The sequence below is a fragment of the Novosphingobium beihaiense genome (assembly GCF_022832375.1).
GTDB lineage: Bacteria > Pseudomonadota > Alphaproteobacteria > Sphingomonadales > Sphingomonadaceae > Novosphingobium > Novosphingobium beihaiensis.
The window spans coordinates 271,051-285,390 of record NZ_JALHLG010000007.1 but is presented as its reverse complement, the minus strand read 5'-3'; the positions used below and the strand labels follow the sequence as shown (position 1 = coordinate 285,390).

Annotated in this window: 13 protein-coding genes; 9 read left to right on the top strand and 4 right to left on the bottom strand. The window is 65.2% G+C overall.

What is annotated here, in order from left to right:
* Positions 1-93 precede the first annotated feature (93 nt).
* Complete coding sequence (locus MTR66_RS08215) at positions 94-1,032, top strand: bifunctional helix-turn-helix transcriptional regulator/GNAT family N-acetyltransferase (RefSeq protein WP_243919587.1); 939 nt, start codon at positions 94-96, stop codon at positions 1,030-1,032.
* 21 nt (positions 1,033-1,053) lie between these two features.
* On the opposite strand, the gene MTR66_RS08210 is transcribed toward MTR66_RS08215, so the two are convergent.
* Together MTR66_RS08210 and MTR66_RS08205 are read right to left on the bottom strand one after the other, a co-directional pair.
* On the bottom strand, positions 1,054-1,950 hold the full coding sequence (locus MTR66_RS08210) for a GGDEF domain-containing protein (RefSeq protein WP_243919585.1): 897 nt from the start codon (positions 1,948-1,950) through the stop codon (positions 1,054-1,056).
* A 388-nt stretch (positions 1,951-2,338) separates the two neighbouring features.
* Positions 2,339-3,019: a helix-turn-helix domain-containing protein gene (locus MTR66_RS08205; RefSeq protein WP_243919583.1), complete on the bottom strand. Its 681-nt coding sequence runs from the start codon at positions 3,017-3,019 to the stop codon at positions 2,339-2,341.
* A 177-nt stretch (positions 3,020-3,196) separates the two neighbouring features.
* On the opposite strand from MTR66_RS08205, the gene cobA reads away from it, so the two are divergent.
* The 7 genes from cobA to MTR66_RS08170 all read left to right on the top strand — a co-directional run bounded on the left by cobA (position 3,197) and on the right by MTR66_RS08170 (position 8,737).
* Positions 3,197-4,000: a uroporphyrinogen-III C-methyltransferase gene (gene cobA, locus MTR66_RS08200; protein WP_243919581.1), complete on the top strand. Its 804-nt coding sequence runs from the start codon at positions 3,197-3,199 to the stop codon at positions 3,998-4,000.
* Positions 3,997-4,293: a DUF2849 domain-containing protein gene (locus MTR66_RS08195; RefSeq protein ID WP_243919578.1), complete on the top strand. Its 297-nt coding sequence runs from the start codon at positions 3,997-3,999 to the stop codon at positions 4,291-4,293. The genes cobA and MTR66_RS08195 overlap by 4 nt, the downstream gene beginning before the upstream one ends.
* Positions 4,293-5,927, top strand: coding sequence for a nitrite/sulfite reductase (locus MTR66_RS08190; RefSeq protein ID WP_243919576.1), 1,635 nt, complete (start codon positions 4,293-4,295; stop codon positions 5,925-5,927). Before MTR66_RS08195 ends, MTR66_RS08190 begins: the two co-directional genes overlap by 1 nt.
* A complete protein-coding gene (locus tag MTR66_RS08185; protein WP_243919568.1) occupies positions 5,920-6,084 on the top strand; it encodes a hypothetical protein in 165 nt (54 codons plus the stop codon). The genes MTR66_RS08190 and MTR66_RS08185 overlap by 8 nt, the downstream gene beginning before the upstream one ends.
* Positions 6,077-6,508, top strand: a complete 432-nt coding sequence (locus MTR66_RS08180; RefSeq protein ID WP_243919566.1) for a DUF934 domain-containing protein — start codon at positions 6,077-6,079, stop codon at positions 6,506-6,508. The genes MTR66_RS08185 and MTR66_RS08180 overlap by 8 nt, the downstream gene beginning before the upstream one ends.
* 27 nt (positions 6,509-6,535) lie before the next feature.
* Entirely contained in the window at positions 6,536-7,333 is a 798-nt protein-coding gene (locus MTR66_RS08175) for a phosphoadenylyl-sulfate reductase (protein ID WP_243919564.1), read from the top strand.
* A gap of 186 nt (positions 7,334-7,519) precedes the next feature.
* A complete protein-coding gene (locus tag MTR66_RS08170) occupies positions 7,520-8,737 on the top strand; it encodes an MFS transporter (RefSeq protein ID WP_243919674.1) in 1,218 nt (405 codons plus the stop codon).
* An 84-nt stretch (positions 8,738-8,821) separates the two neighbouring features.
* Here MTR66_RS08170 and MTR66_RS08165 read toward each other — a convergent pair whose 3' ends face one another.
* Complete coding sequence (locus MTR66_RS08165) at positions 8,822-9,292, bottom strand: Lrp/AsnC family transcriptional regulator (protein ID WP_243919562.1); 471 nt, start codon at positions 9,290-9,292, stop codon at positions 8,822-8,824.
* Positions 9,293-9,391: 99 nt separating this feature from the next.
* Here MTR66_RS08165 and putA point away from each other — a divergent pair, with 99 nt between their 5' ends.
* Positions 9,392-12,988, top strand: coding sequence for a trifunctional transcriptional regulator/proline dehydrogenase/L-glutamate gamma-semialdehyde dehydrogenase (gene putA, locus MTR66_RS08160; protein WP_243919560.1), 3,597 nt, complete (start codon positions 9,392-9,394; stop codon positions 12,986-12,988).
* Here putA and MTR66_RS08155 read toward each other — a convergent pair.
* A complete protein-coding gene (locus MTR66_RS08155; RefSeq protein ID WP_243919559.1) occupies positions 12,985-14,340 on the bottom strand; it encodes a hypothetical protein in 1,356 nt (451 codons plus the stop codon). The genes putA and MTR66_RS08155 overlap by 4 nt on opposite strands.

The following is a 14,340-nucleotide window of genomic DNA, read 5'->3' as shown; positions in this document are numbered from 1 at the left end:
CTCCTTCCCCGGCTGGGGCTGGCACACAGCAGTAGCAGTATTGACTCCATCAACACCTCAGGTATTGATCAAGTCAATATTTAAGGTGCCTGCATGAACGACCCCCGACACGATAAGGACGTTGCCACGCTGCGCGCCTTCAACCGTATCTACACCCGGCGGCTGGGGCTGCTCGATGCGCACCTCGATCGCAGCCCTTTCACGCTGAGCGAAGCCCGCGTGCTCTACGAGCTGGCCCATCGCGAAGACCCGACAGCGGCGGATCTAGCCCGGATTCTTGGCCTCGATCCGGCGCAGATGAGCCGAACGCTCAAGCGCTTCGCCAGCCGAGGCCTGACCGCGTCACGCGGCGATCCGGCGCACCGCAAGCATCAGCTCCTGTCGCTGACCGAAGAAGGGCGCGCCGCCTACGCCGCGCTTGAACGCAACACCCGCGCCGCCGTCGGCGAACTGCTCGACGAACTGCCGCTCCACCGGCGCAACCGGCTGCTTTCCGCTGCGGAAGCGATCACGCGGATCTTCGGCGGCGATACGCCGCCAGCACCGGCCCTGCGCGGGCTCAGGCCCGGCGATCTGGGCATGGTGGCGGCGCGCCAGGCGATCCTCTATGCCCGCGAATATGGCTGGGATGCCGGTTATGAAGCGCTGGCCGCCCGTATTCTGGCCGATTTCCAGCAGGACTTCGATCCTGCCCGTGACGCCGCTTGGATTGCCGAACTGGATGGCCGGATGGCCGGTTCGATCTTCCTTGTCCATGGAGACACACCAGACGTAGGAAAGCTGCGCCTGCTCTATGTAGAGCCGGACGCGCGCGGCTGCGGCATCGGCAGGCTGCTTGTCGATACCTGCATCCAGCGCGCCCGCGAGATGGGATATGGCCAGCTCATGCTATGGACCAACAGTGTGCTCACCGCCGCGCGCCGCATCTACGAACGCACGGGTTTCCAACTGGCCGAAGAAGCACCGCACCATTCCTTCGGGCAAGACCTTACTGGCCAGACCTGGACTCTGGACCTGCGGAAGGCTCCCTGAGCGAACAGCCCGTTGCCGGATTCAGTGCCGCACCTTCTGCAGCGCCTTTTCCAGCTCCAGCCGGTTGCGGCCCTTGGCCTTGGCCACGAACAGCGCCATCTCGGCGCGCTCCAAGGTGGAATCGAGGCTTTCCCCGATGTGGGCGACGCTTGCGCTGGCCGTGATGGCGAAACGGCTTTCGCCCACTTTCTGGCGCAGTTCGGCCAGAGTCGTGATCACGCGCTTGCAGATCGCTTCGGCCTGTTCAGGCGTCGCGCGCGGCAGGAGCACGGCGAAGCGCTCCGAGCCGATGCGCGAGATGATGTCCTCCGCCCGCAGCAGCTCGCGCAGGAGATTGGCGAAGACCACCAGCACATCGTCCCCGGTGCTCTGGCCGTACTGCATGTTGATGGTGCGGAAGAAGTCGATGCTGAACAGCGCCAGGCAGCCGTCCATCTTCTTGTCGACCATGTGTTCGAGCATCGAAACGAAGGCCGCGCGGTTGGTCAGCTTGGTCAGCGGGTCGGTATAGGTCGCGGCGAAGAGTTGCTGCTCCAGGCTGCGGCGCTCGTCGATGCTGCGCAGGATGCTGAGAGCGCCGTATGGCTCGCCGCTTTCGGACTTCAGGGCCTGAGTCTGGATCTCGAACCAGCGCTGCCGCTTGTCTGTTGTGATCGCGGGAAATTCCACCCGCTGCCCCGGCCTGCAACCGGCCAGCGCATCAGTATAGGCACGCTCAACCTCGCACCGCGCTTCCGGCGCGACGAGATCGAGAAGGCGCGGCGGGGTCTGCGTTCCGGCCGTAACGAAGCCCAGTTGATCGAGCCCCGGCGACGCGTGAAGGATGCTGCCGCCCAGATCCGTCTTGAGAATCACGTCGGACGTGCTCTCGGCCAGCAGCCCGTAAAGAGCTGAACTGTCCTGAATCGTAAAGTTCATGTCCATTTCGGCGACGCCCCGAACTCCAGAAATCGACACGGGCGAGTGCATTTCACATTGCACCTTCACGAAAAGCCTTACTGCAGAGCAGCTTGGAAAACTTCGAAAGACACATGGTTAAAGTAAAATTCACCAACCCAAACTCTTCAATCGACGATAAGACCAGTTATTCCTGTTATATAACCAGCTTATATTTTATGATTGTTATTCAGTTATTTACCATTGGCCAACAGATTCGGAAAGTCCGAAATTTCCCACAGCTCGGCTTATTGCCGCCAAGGCGCAGGCAGGCTGCCATTTCGGTTTGGGCGGAAAGAACGGACGGCGGCGACAAGGGCTTGCATTCCAGAAAATGCAGACCGCCCAATCGGCGCCGGGATAATCAGGCCTAGAGTTCGATCATGATCCGGATCTTGTCAGGCGTGGTCTCCACGGCAGCCGCAATCTGGTCCCGGCAGCGCGCGATCAGGTCAGGAAGCCCCGGCACCGTGCGGCTGGGGCGCAGTTCGGCACTCGTCACGCCGAGGGCTTCGGCAATGGCTTCCAGCCGGTCTTCGATCGGGCGGGCACGGCCCTGCTCCCAGGCCCAGACCGTCGGCTTGGAAACGCCGAGGCGGCTGGCGAGTTCGCCCTGCGTGTAGCCGCGCAGCTTGCGCAGACGGTGCAGGCGCTCGCCGAAACTTTCTCCGCCAATCGCCGCAGGTCCGGCGGGCGTGGGCGATGGCCCCAGCCCGGCCTCGTTCTGCGCGGCGCTGCGCAATTGCGCGGCGCTGAGCGCGGCGGCGGAAAGCGGAATGTCGAACGCGCAGCCGTAAAGCGCGCCGCTGGCCCATGCCACGCGGGCGCGGGCCTGCCCGGCCTCGGGCAGGTCGAGCGCAATCGCTTCGCCTATTTCCAGATCCGCCGCGGTTTCCAGCAGCAGCCCGGTTTCGGATACGTTGTGAACCTGCACTTGCGCAGCCTGCCCGGTTTCGAGCGCGCCTTGCGTCTCGAAATGCAGCCTGCGGCGGATTGCGCGAGCCTGGCCATCGGCAGGCTCGGCGTCTTCGAAATGGGCCGAAATCGGCATAGCCTGTCTCCCAGAGGAAGCGTGATCGTCGGGGCACCGGGTTAATATTTGGTTAGCGAACGGGTTAGCCGCAGGGCAGGCTGCAAACTAGCGGGCAGGGGCGTATAAAGCTCCCCTTATGCGCCCCAAAGCCATTCTGGCTGGTACTGCTGCGCAATCGCGGCCATCTCCGTGAGCATGGAAGCGAATCCCCTCCCCACCGGCCATGCGGCCGAGACCGGTACGGTCCATCTTGTCGGCGCCGGCCCTGGCGATCCGGATCTGCTGACGCTGCGCGCGGCGCGGCTGGTGATGAATGCCCGCCTGATCGTGCATGACGGCCTGGTCGATCCCGCGATTCTCGCCATGGCACGGCCCGGTGCCCGGATGATCTCGGTCGCCAAGAGCCGCTCGCGCCACACCATGAAGCAGGAAGCGATCAATGCCCTTCTGGTGCAGGAAGCGCTGGCCGGAAACGACGTCGTGCGCCTGAAGGGCGGCGATCCCTTTGTCTTTGGCCGGGGCGGCGAAGAGGCCGAGGCCTGCCGTGCCGCGGGCGTGCCGGTGGAAGTGGTGCCGGGCATCTCCTCCGCGCTGGGCGCTTCGGCCGCCGCGCAAATCCCGCTCACCCACCGCGATCATGCCTCGATCGTCTCGTTCGTGGCCGGGCAATGCAAGGGGCTCGCCGATCAGGACTGGTCGGGCCTGGCTGGCAAGGGCCGCACGCTGGTGATCTTCATGGGGCTGGCCACTGCCGCGCAGATATCCGAAAAGCTGATCGCGGACGGGCTGACGCCGGACGTGCCCGCCGCCGTAATCGAAAATGCCACGCGCGCCGATATGCGCGTGCTGCGCGCGCCGCTGGCCGGGCTGGCGGACCTTGTGCGCGATGAGCAGGTGCAAAGCCCTGCACTTATCGTTATCGGCGCCGTCACCGCAGAACCTGACAACACCATTCGCGCGCTCGCATCGGACGCGGCGGCGCTGGAGGCACTACAGTGAAGATCCTGACAGGAAACGACCTCAAGACCGGAGCGGTCACCTGGTGGACCGGCGTGGGCTGGTCGCTGGACGTCAATCAGGCCGCCGATGTCGGCGAGGACGGCGCGAAGATCATCGCCCGCGAGGAAGGCGCGCAGAACGTCTTCGCCGCCTATGTCATCGATGGCGAGAAGGACGCTGACGGCGTGCGCCCCGCCCATATCAAGGACCGCATCCGCGCGCTGGGCCCGACCGTGCGCCCCGACCTGACGCTCAAGCCGTCCGACCCCGAAGCCGTGAACTGGGTGATCTGATGTACAAGTATGACGAATACGACCAGCAGATGGTCGACACACGCGTCGCGGAATTCCGCGATCAGGTCCGCCGCCGCCTTTCGGGCGAGCTGACCGAGGAGCAGTTCCGCCCGCTGCGCCTGCAGAACGGGCTCTACCTCCAGCTTCACGCCTATATGCTGCGCGTCGCGGTGCCCTATGGCACGCTGAACTCCGCGCAGATGACGCTGCTGGGCGATATCGCGGACAAGTACGATCGCGGCTATGGCCACTTCACCACGCGCCAGAACATCCAGTACAACTGGATCAAGCTGGAGGACACGCCCGACATTCTCGCCGATCTGGCGAAAGTGGAAATGCACGCGATCCAGACCAGCGGCAACTGCATCCGCAACATCAGCTCCGATCAGTACGCCGGGGCCGCCGCGGACGAGCTGATCGACCCGCGCCCTTATGCCGAGCTGCTGCGCCAGTGGTCGAGCTTCCACCCCGAATTCCTGGTCCTGCCGCGCAAGTTCAAGATCGCGGTGATCGCCAGTGAGACCGACCGCGCGGCGATGCGCCTGCACGACATCGGCATCAAGATGGTGAAGAACGATGCCGGAGAGATCGGCGCCCAGTTCTACGCCGGGGGCGGCATGGGCCGCACGCCGATGATCAGCCCGATGATCCGCGAATTCGTGCCGCTGGACCACCTGATCACTTATTCGGAAGCCTGCCTGCGCGTCTACAACCGCTATGGCCGCCGCGACAACAAGTACAAGGCGCGCATCAAGATCCTCGTCCACGAGCTGGGCAAGGACGAATACGTGCGCCAGGTCGAGGAAGAGTTCCAGCACCTGCTCACCATGGGCATCGAGCCGCCGCTGGCCGAGCTGGAGCGCATCAAGCCCTACTTCGCCGATCCCGCTTTCGAGACCGGCCTGTCCGAGGATCTGGACCTCTCCGATCCCGACTTCCGCCTCTGGGTGGAGCGTAACACGCATGCCCACAAGCAGCCCGGCTATGCGATTGCCAATATCAGCCTGAAGCCGGTGGGCGGCATTCCGGGTGATGCCAGCGCGGACCAGATCCGCCTGATGGCGCAGCTTGCCAAGGATTACAGCTTCGACGAACTGCGCGTCACCCACGCGCAGAACATCGTGCTGCCGCATGTAAAGAAGGCGGATCTCTATACGCTGTGGAAGGCGCTGGACGAAGCGGGCCTGGGTACCGCCAATCTCGATACCGTGGGCGACATGATCGCATGCCCCGGCCTCGACTACTGCAGCCTCGCCAATGCGCGCTCGATCCCGGTGGCGCAGAAGATCTCGGAACGCTTCGGCTCCAGCGAGAAGCAGGCGGAGATCGGCGAGCTGAAGCTCAAGATCTCGGGCTGCATCAATGCCTGCGGCCACCACCACGCGGGCCACATCGGCATCCTCGGCGTGGACCGCAAGGGCGTGGAGAACTACCAGCTCCTGCTCGGCGGCTGCGAGGGCGCGGATACCTCGCTGGGCAAGATCACTGGCCCCGGTTTCGACGAGGACGGCATCGTCGATGCCGTGGAACGGGCCACCGAGGTCTATCTTTCCAACAAGCAGGATGGCGAGCGCTTCCTCGACACCTACCGCCGTATCGGCATGGATCCGTTCAAGGAGGCTATCTATGGTTGATCGCTTCTCCGAAACGGCACGCCAGTCATCCTTCGACAAGCTCAGGATGAGCGGAAACGAAGAGATTGCCCCCACATCCGCTCGTGCTGAGCTTGTCGAAGCACGTTTGAGCCAGGCAGCGACGCTGGCCCGTATCAGCGAGGTTCTCCATGGTTGAAGTCCAGTTCCGGTTCCGTGACGACGAGGCCGTCAACGATTCCGCCGTCACCGTCGATGCGTTCGCGGAGCAGACCAACGCCACCGCCGTGCGGATCGAGCCGGGCGACGATGCACGCGCGCTGCTGCCGTTCCTCGATCAGCTGGCGCTGGTGGAAGTGAACTTTCCGGCGTGGACCGATGGGCGCGGCTATTCCTCCGCCCGCGTGCTGCGCGAGGCGGGCTTCACCGGCGAAATCCGCGCAGTGGGCGATGTCGTGATCGACATGCTCAGCCACCTGCGCCGCTGCGGCTTCGACGCTTTCGCGCCGGACAAGCCGCTCAATCCCGCCGATGCGCAGAGCGCGTTCGAGCGGTGGGATAATGTCTATCAGGCGGCCGCCGATGGCCGCCAGCCGATCTGGGCGCTGCGGCACCAGAACTGAAAGGGCTCCTGCACAAGGAATTCCAGCATGAACGAAGCGACACGCATCCGCGACCGCATCGACACCGGCCCCCGCTTCGGCGAGGCTGATGCGGTGCGCCTCAACCGCCTGTTCCGTGGCACCGAAACGACAGAAATGCTCGAAACGCTGCTCAAGGAACGCATGGCGGGCGATGCCGCGGTCGTGTCCAGCTTCGGCGCGGAAAGCGCGGTGCTGCTGCACCTCGTCAGCCAGGTCGATCCCTCCGTGCCGGTGCTGTTCCTCGAAACCGGCAAGCACTTCCCCGAAACGCTGGCCTATCGCGACCAGCTGGCCGACCGGCTGGGCCTCAAGGACTTGCGCAACCTGACGCCGGACGCCGAAGAACTGGCGAAAAAGGACGACAGCGGGCTGCGCTGGTCCTATGATCCGGACGGCTGCTGCGATATCCGCAAGGTCAGGCCGCTGGCCAAGGCCCTGCTGAACTTCGACGCCACGATCACGGGCCGGAAGGCCTTCCAGGCCTCCACCCGCGCCACCCTGCCCCGCTTCGAGATCGACACCACCGACGAACAGGGCCGGTTGAAGATCAACCCCCTGATCGACTGGTCTCCCGAGCGGATCGCCGCCTATATCGAAGAGCATGACCTGCCCCCGCACCCGCTGGTGGCCGAAGGTTATCCCTCGATCGGCTGCATGCCCTGCACCAGCAAGGTCGCGCCGGGCGAAGACCCCCGCTCGGGCCGCTGGCGCGGCTGGGACAAGACCGAATGCGGCATCCACACGCCCGGACAGGACAATGGCGGCTCCAGCGATCTGCCGCCCGGTTTCGATCCGGTATTCTGACCTGCACTTGAGCCTATAGATTATCAGTATTCCGGGAGGCTGGCGGTGACCAGTCCTCCCGGGAATGCCCCGTGCAATTGCAGCAAGCTCGCCTTCCTGTGCAATAAACGCATGCTTGGCCCCCTTTCCAAGCGCGCGCAGGCGCATCAGAATCTCTCCTCCCCCCCGGATTCTTCGCAGTACACCATGACAGTCAGACCACCCGAACGCCCCGCGTCCGGCCACCCCGGCCTTATTATCCTAGCACTTGCCATGGGCGCTTTCGCGATCGGCACCACCGAGTTCGCGGCCATGAGCCTCGTGCCCTATTTCAGCCGCGCGCTGGGGCTGAGCGAGCCGGAGGCAGGGCATGCCATCAGTGCCTATGCGCTGGGTGTCGTGGTGGGCGCTCCCACGATCGCGGTGCTCGGCGCCAGGCTGGCCCGCCGCACTTTGCTGATCGGGCTGATGGGCATGTTCGCCCTAGGCAACGGGCTGAGTGCGATGGCCTCCAGCTACCACACGCTGCTGCTGTTCCGCTTCCTCAGCGGCCTGCCCCATGGGGCCTACTTCGGCGTGGCCGCACTGGTCGCCGCCTCACTGGTGCCGGCCAATGCCCGCGCGCAATCGGTGGCGAAAGTCATGACCGGCCTCACCGTGGCAACGATCATCGGCGTGCCCGCCGCCAACTGGCTGGGGCAGGTGATCGGCTGGCGCAGCGGCTTCGCTATCGTCGCCGGGCTGGCGCTGCTGACCATGGCGCTCGTCACCCTGTTCGCCCCCCACGACCACGGCGGCCCGCGATCGAGCCCGCTGCGCGAACTGGGCGCCCTGCGCCGCCCGCAAGTGCTGCTGACCCTGCTGACAGGCGCCATCGGCTTTGGCGGGTTGTTCTGCGTGTATACGTATGTCGCCTCGACCATGATCGAAGTCACCCGCGTGTCCGAAGCCTTCGTGCCGCTGGTGCTCGCCGTGTTCGGCGTGGGCATGACGGTGGGGAACCTGTTCTGGGCCTGGCTGGCCGACCGCAGACAGAACCAGGCAGCCATCGGCGCTTTCCTTTGGAGCGCCATCGCGCTCGGCCTGTTTCCGCTGGTGGCTGGCAATATCTGGCTGCTCACGCTCGACATCCTGCTGATCGGCTTCGGCGGCGGGCTCGGCACGATCCTGCAGACGCGGCTGATGGACGTGGCGGGCGAAGCGCAGGCGCTCGCCGCCGCCGCGCACCACAGTGCCTTCAACGTCGCCAATGCGCTGGGGCCATGGCTGGGCGGGCTGGCGATCGGCGCGGGCTACAGCTTGCGCGTAACCGGCTGGATCGGCGCCGGACTCTCGCTGGGCGGACTGGCCGTTTTCGTGCTGGCACTCGCGCTGCACCGGCGGCAGGAGCGGCTGGCGCCTGAAGGCTGCCCCGCGCCTGTCTGACAGTCCTGATCCGGCATCAAACCGGCCAGAGCACGGCAGGCCCGCCGTCGAATCTTCCAGGCCCGGTGACTTCGCGCTTCCGGTTTAACGAACTCCGTCCTTTACCGTTTCCATCGCCACGAAAGTGGAGGTGCTGGCAACGTGCGGCAAGCTGGATATCTTCTCCCCCAGCACGGCCCGGTAGCGGCGGATATCGGCGGTGCGGACCTTGAGCAGATAATCGAAATTGGCCGCGAGCATGTGGCATTCCTCCACTTCGGGAATACGCTGTACCGCGCTGTTGAAATCCCGCAGCGCCTGTTCGCGCGTGTCGGACAGGCTGACTTCGACGAAAGCGATATGATCCATCCCCAAGGCGGCAGGATCGGTCACAGCGCGAAAGCCCCGGATCACACCGCTCTCGATCAGCCTGCGCATCCGCGTCTGACACGGCGTTTTCGACATGCCCACGCGCTGCGCGAGATCGGTAACGGTGATCCGCCCATCCTCCCGCAGGACCGCAACGATCTTGCGGTCCATATCATCCAGATCGGCTGATTTATCACCAATATTCATGCAATTTGTCCGAATATATAGGAAATATAGGCCAATATAGCGGTATAATTGCCAGAAAAAAGGCACATTGCCAATGCGGGATGATGTAAATTGCTGGGCATGACTGCCCTGCCTCCCTTTGCCTCTTTTGCCCCGGCCATCCGCGGCCTCTCGCCGCTGCGCAGCGCGATTGCCGAAGCCCGCCGCCGGGATGAAGCCGCCTGCCTTGCGCCTTTGCTGGAAGCCGCGAGCCTGCCGGAGGAAACCCGCGCCGCGATCCGTGAAACGGCAACGCGTCTGGTCACGGCCCTGCGCGCGGAGCGCAAGGGCGGCAGCGTCGAGGCGCTGGTGCAGGAATACGCGCTTTCCAGTCAGGAAGGCGTCGCCCTGATGTGCCTGGCGGAAGCCCTGCTGCGCATTCCCGACGCCGCCACGCGCGACGCACTGATCCGCGACAAGATCGCGGGCGGCAACTGGAGCGGCCATCTGGCGGGCAGCAAGCCGCTGTTCGTCAATGCCGCAACCTGGGGGCTGGTGATGACCGGCAAGCTGGTGGGCAGCATCGACGAGAAAGGCCTGTCCGCCGCCCTCACCCGCCTGATCGCCCGCGCGGGCGAGCCGGTGATCAGAAAGAGCGTCGATCTGGCGATGCGCATGCTGGGCGAACAGTTCGTCGTGGGCGAAACCATCGAACAGGCGCTGAAGCGCGCACGCGAATGGGAAGCCAAGGGCTTTCGCTACAGTTACGACATGCTGGGTGAAGCGGCGATGACGGCGGCCGATGCCGAACGCTATTATGCCGATTATGCAAAGGCGATCGCCGCCATCGGCCAGGCCGCCGCAGGCCGGGGCATCATCCGCGGCCCCGGTATCTCGATCAAGCTTTCCGCGCTGCATCCCCGCTATGTCCGCGCGCAGGCGGACCGGGTGATGGGCGAGTTGCTGCCGCGCGTAAAAGCGCTGGCCCTGATGGCGCGCGATTACGGGATCGGCCTCAATATCGATGCCGAAGAGGCAGACCGCCTCGAACTCTCTCTCGACCTGCTCGAAAGCCTCGCGCTCGATCCCGGGCTGAAGGACTGGAACGGGCTCGGCTTCGTGGTCCAGGCCTATGGCAAGCGCTGCCCGATGGTGATCGACTGGATCATCGATCTGGCCCGGCGCGCCGGGCGCCGGATCATGGTGCGGCTGGTCAAGGGCGCATATTGGGATGCCGAGATCAAGCGCGCGCAAGTGGACGGACTGCCGGATTTTCCCGTCTATACCCGCAAGGTCCACACCGATCTTGCCTATCTCGCCTGCGCCCGCAAGTTGCTCGCCGCGCCAGAAGAAGTCTTCCCGCAGTTCGCCACCCACAACGCGCAGACGCTGGCGGCGGTCTATCACATGGCCGGGCCGGACTTCACAGCGGACCAGTACGAGTTCCAGTGCCTGCACGGCATGGGCGAAGCGCTCTATTCGCAGGTTGTGGGCGCGCACAAGCTGGACCGCCCCTGCCGCATCTATGCGCCCGTGGGAACGCACGAGACGCTGCTGGCCTATCTCGTGCGCCGCCTGCTGGAAAACGGCGCCAATTCCTCTTTCGTGAACCGCATCGGCGATCCGGACGTGCCGGTGGAGGAACTGACCGCCGATCCCGCCGATGTGGTGCGCGCCATGCCGCGGCCCGGCGCCCGGCACGAGCAGATCGCGTTGCCGCAGGACATGTTCGCGGACCGGCGCAATTCCGCCGGGATCGACCTGACCGATGAACGCGCACTGGCAGCCCTCTCGCACGGCCTGCTGGCCTCCGCCGCGCGCGAATGGCGGGCCGCGCCCGAAGGCGGCAATGGGCCTGCCCGCGCCATCCGCAATCCCGCCGATCACCGCGACCTTGTCGGCACTGTCACCGATACCCCCGTTGAAGCCGTCGCCCATGCCGTGTCGCGCGCTGCCGCGAGCAATTGGAGCCGCGTTCCGGTTGCGCAGCGGGCGGACATTCTGGAGCAGGCCGCCGGCGCCATGCAGGCGCAAACCGGCACGCTCATAGGCCTTGCCATGCGCGAGGCAGGCAAGTCCGCCGCCAATGCCGTGGCCGAAGTGCGCGAGGCCATCGATTTCCTGCGTTTCTATGCCCAGCAGGCCCGCGAGACGTTCGGCCCCGGACAAGTCCCGCTGGGGCCGGCCGCCTGCATCAGCCCGTGGAACTTCCCGCTGGCGATCTTCACCGGACAGGCCGCTGCCGCGCTGGCGGCAGGCAACCCGGTGCTGGCCAAGCCCGCCGAGGAAACCCCGCTGATCGCCGCCGAGGCCGTGCGCGTCCTGCACGAGGCAGGCGTGCCGCGCGATGCGCTGCAACTGCTGCCCGGCGACGGCAGCGTGGGCGCCGCGCTTGTGGGCTCTGCCGATGTGGCGGCGGTCTTGTTCACCGGCTCCACCGAAGTCGCCCGGCTGATCCAGCGCCAGCTTGCCGGGCGCACCTCGCCCGATGGCCGTGCGGTTCCGCTGATCGCCGAGACCGGCGGGCAGAACGCGATGATCGCCGATTCCTCCGCCCTGGCCGAGCAGGTGGTGGCTGACGTCATCGCCTCGGCCTTCGACAGCGCGGGCCAGCGCTGTTCGGCGCTGCGGGTGCTGTGCCTGCAGGAAGACGTGGCCGACCGCACGCTGGCGATGCTGAAAGGCGCGCTGGCCGAATTGCGCGTGGGCAATCCCGATCGCCTTGCCAACGATATCGGCCCGGTCATCACCGCCGAAGCGCAAGCGGCCATCTCCGGCCATATCGAGGCAATGCGGGCGAAAGGCCTGCCCGTGACCCAGTTGCAAGTTCCCGATGATGCAGCCGCGCAAGGCACTTTCGTGGCCCCCACGATCATCGAGATCGGCGTGATCGGCGAGCTGGAACGCGAAGTCTTCGGCCCCGTCCTGCATGTCCTGCGCTACCGCCGCGAGGATCTGGCGGCGCTGATCGCGGACATCAACGCGACCGGCTATGGCCTGACTTTCGGCCTTCACACCCGGCTGGACGGCACGGTGGCACATGTGACCGGCTGCGTGCAGGCGGGCAATCTCTACGTCAACCGCAACACCATTGGTGCGGTAGTCGGCGTACAGCCTTTCGGCGGGCGTGGACTGTCCGGCACCGGCCCCAAGGCTGGTGGACCGCTCTATCTCGGGCGGCTGGTCCGGCAGGCGCCAAGCGTCCTGCGCTCCTCTCCCCGCGCGGCACCGCTGGCAGTGACTTTCGCCGATTGGCTGGAGGCGCAAGGGGAAGCGGCTGCCGCCACGCAGGCGCGGACGCTGGCCGAAACCTCAGCACTGGGTTTCGAACAGGAATTGCCGGGGCCGGTCGGCGAACGCAACCTCTACGCCCTTCATCCACGCGGCCGGATTCTGCTTCGCCCTGAAAACCGCGAAGACCTGCTGGCGCAGATGGCCGCCGTGCTCGCCACCGGCAATCGCGGCACGGTGCAAGGCATGGACCTGCCCGAAGGCCTGCCCGCCGCCATCGCCGCGCAGTTCCGCCCCGATCCGAACGAGCCATTCGCAGCATGCCTAACCAAAAGCAGCGCTCAGGCCGTTCGCGCGGCCTGCGAAGCCGTGGCGGCCATGGACGGCCCCATCGTGCCCGTGCACTGCGATTCCGGCCCGAACGGCATCTGGCTGCTGGAGGAAGTCTCCACCTCCATCAACACCACTGCGGCTGGCGGCAACGCCAGCCTGATGGCCATCGGCTAAGGCAGTCTGACCGGCCCGGCCGGGTAACTCTTGTAGTCAAAATAGACCATGCTCGACTGGTAGTTGTCCCAGAGCAGGGTCTGGTAGTTCGGCGGAAAGTGCTGCCATTCAAGCTGGGTGATGCCGTCCAGCCATTTGGGCTGTCCGCTGCCGGAAACCGGCTCCGGCTCTTGATCGCCGCCGTGCAGGGTTTCGTAGAATTCCCGGATCGTGTCCTCATCCGGCAGATAGCCGTCCATCTTTTTCAGCACATCCGGATAGAGCCCCGGATCTGGCCGGGCATACCTGTTGCCGATCAAGACTTTCCCTTTCAGATCGATCAGTCCCTCGATCAGCAGCTTTCCCGGCAGTTCCGGCCCCGGCTGGGGCTGCGGCGGCCCGCAATCGCGCGGAGGCCAGTTGTAGCTTGTCCAGAGATGCCTGACCGCCCACTCGGCGCCCAGTTCGGGATTGTCGGACGGTTGCGGGTCCGGCAGGGAATCCGGGAACGGAGCCGTATCGGCCGATGCGATCGTCACATAGCCCCAGGGCACGATATCGAGCGTGTTGAACCAGAAAGCCCCGCGGCCGAACACGGGATCGGCAATGAAATCCACGTCTCCGGCGGTTGACGGCGCGAAAGCGTGCGGGATCACGGTATTTTCAGGGCACAGCCACTGAACGTAGGAAGCGATGGTCTGCGTCTGGCATCCGCCAAGGCTGTGCCCCGTAACCACGATAGGCGTTCCCGCCACGACATTGTCCTGCCCCAGCAAATGCTGCAGCGCTTCCTGCAAGGTTCCGGAAGGCTGCGATTGCCCTTCCGGGGGCGTGTTCACACTGCCGAGAAGATCCTTAGCCCCATCGAAGCTGCCTTGCGCCACGCGCCCGCCCGGGACTGGCCCGGTCTTGACGGCGGCGCCCAGCTTCAACCGCTCTTCATCGAAGAACTTCGACCATTCGATCGTCTCGAAAGCGGCAAAATCCTCGAACACCTGCACAAGCACAGACAAGGCGCCCGCCGAAATGTCCGTCCCTCGGATTCCGACGACGAAGAAATAAGGAGCACCGCTCTCGTCCCGGTAGGATGCGATGTAGATGAGATTGCTCAGCTTTGCTTCCCACGTCACCGGGAAGGCCGGCCCCCAGTCGAGGCTCCACGCACCGGGAACGGTTGCCTGCGGCGAGCAGGCACCCTCCTGCCCGAGTTCGGGAAGCGCCGGAAGATAGGCCGTATCCGTGATCGCAGCTTCAAGCTCATCCGCAATCGCCTGCTCCTGAGTCCCCCCGGAATCGGTATAGGCAGCGTTCGCCAGCCCCAGGAACACCATGCCATAGTATTCCGAATTCAGGACGCCGATACGCTGATCCAA

Coding starts and splice junctions, on each gene's coding strand:
- MTR66_RS08215 (WP_243919587.1), top strand. CDS start 94: ATGAACGACCCCCGACACGATAAGGACGTTGCCACGCTGCGCGCCTTC.
- MTR66_RS08210 (WP_243919585.1), bottom strand. CDS start 1,950: ATGAACTTTACGATTCAGGACAGTTCAGCTCTTTACGGGCTGCTGGCC.
- MTR66_RS08205 (WP_243919583.1), bottom strand. CDS start 3,019: ATGCCGATTTCGGCCCATTTCGAAGACGCCGAGCCTGCCGATGGCCAG.
- cobA (WP_243919581.1), top strand. CDS start 3,197: ATGGAAGCGAATCCCCTCCCCACCGGCCATGCGGCCGAGACCGGTACG.
- MTR66_RS08190 (WP_243919576.1), top strand. CDS start 4,293: ATGTACAAGTATGACGAATACGACCAGCAGATGGTCGACACACGCGTC.
- MTR66_RS08185 (WP_243919568.1), top strand. CDS start 5,920: ATGGTTGATCGCTTCTCCGAAACGGCACGCCAGTCATCCTTCGACAAG.
- MTR66_RS08180 (WP_243919566.1), top strand. CDS start 6,077: ATGGTTGAAGTCCAGTTCCGGTTCCGTGACGACGAGGCCGTCAACGAT.
- MTR66_RS08175 (WP_243919564.1), top strand. CDS start 6,536: ATGAACGAAGCGACACGCATCCGCGACCGCATCGACACCGGCCCCCGC.
- MTR66_RS08170 (WP_243919674.1), top strand. CDS start 7,520: ATGACAGTCAGACCACCCGAACGCCCCGCGTCCGGCCACCCCGGCCTT.
- MTR66_RS08165 (WP_243919562.1), bottom strand. CDS start 9,292: ATGAATATTGGTGATAAATCAGCCGATCTGGATGATATGGACCGCAAG.
- putA (WP_243919560.1), top strand. CDS start 9,392: ATGACTGCCCTGCCTCCCTTTGCCTCTTTTGCCCCGGCCATCCGCGGC.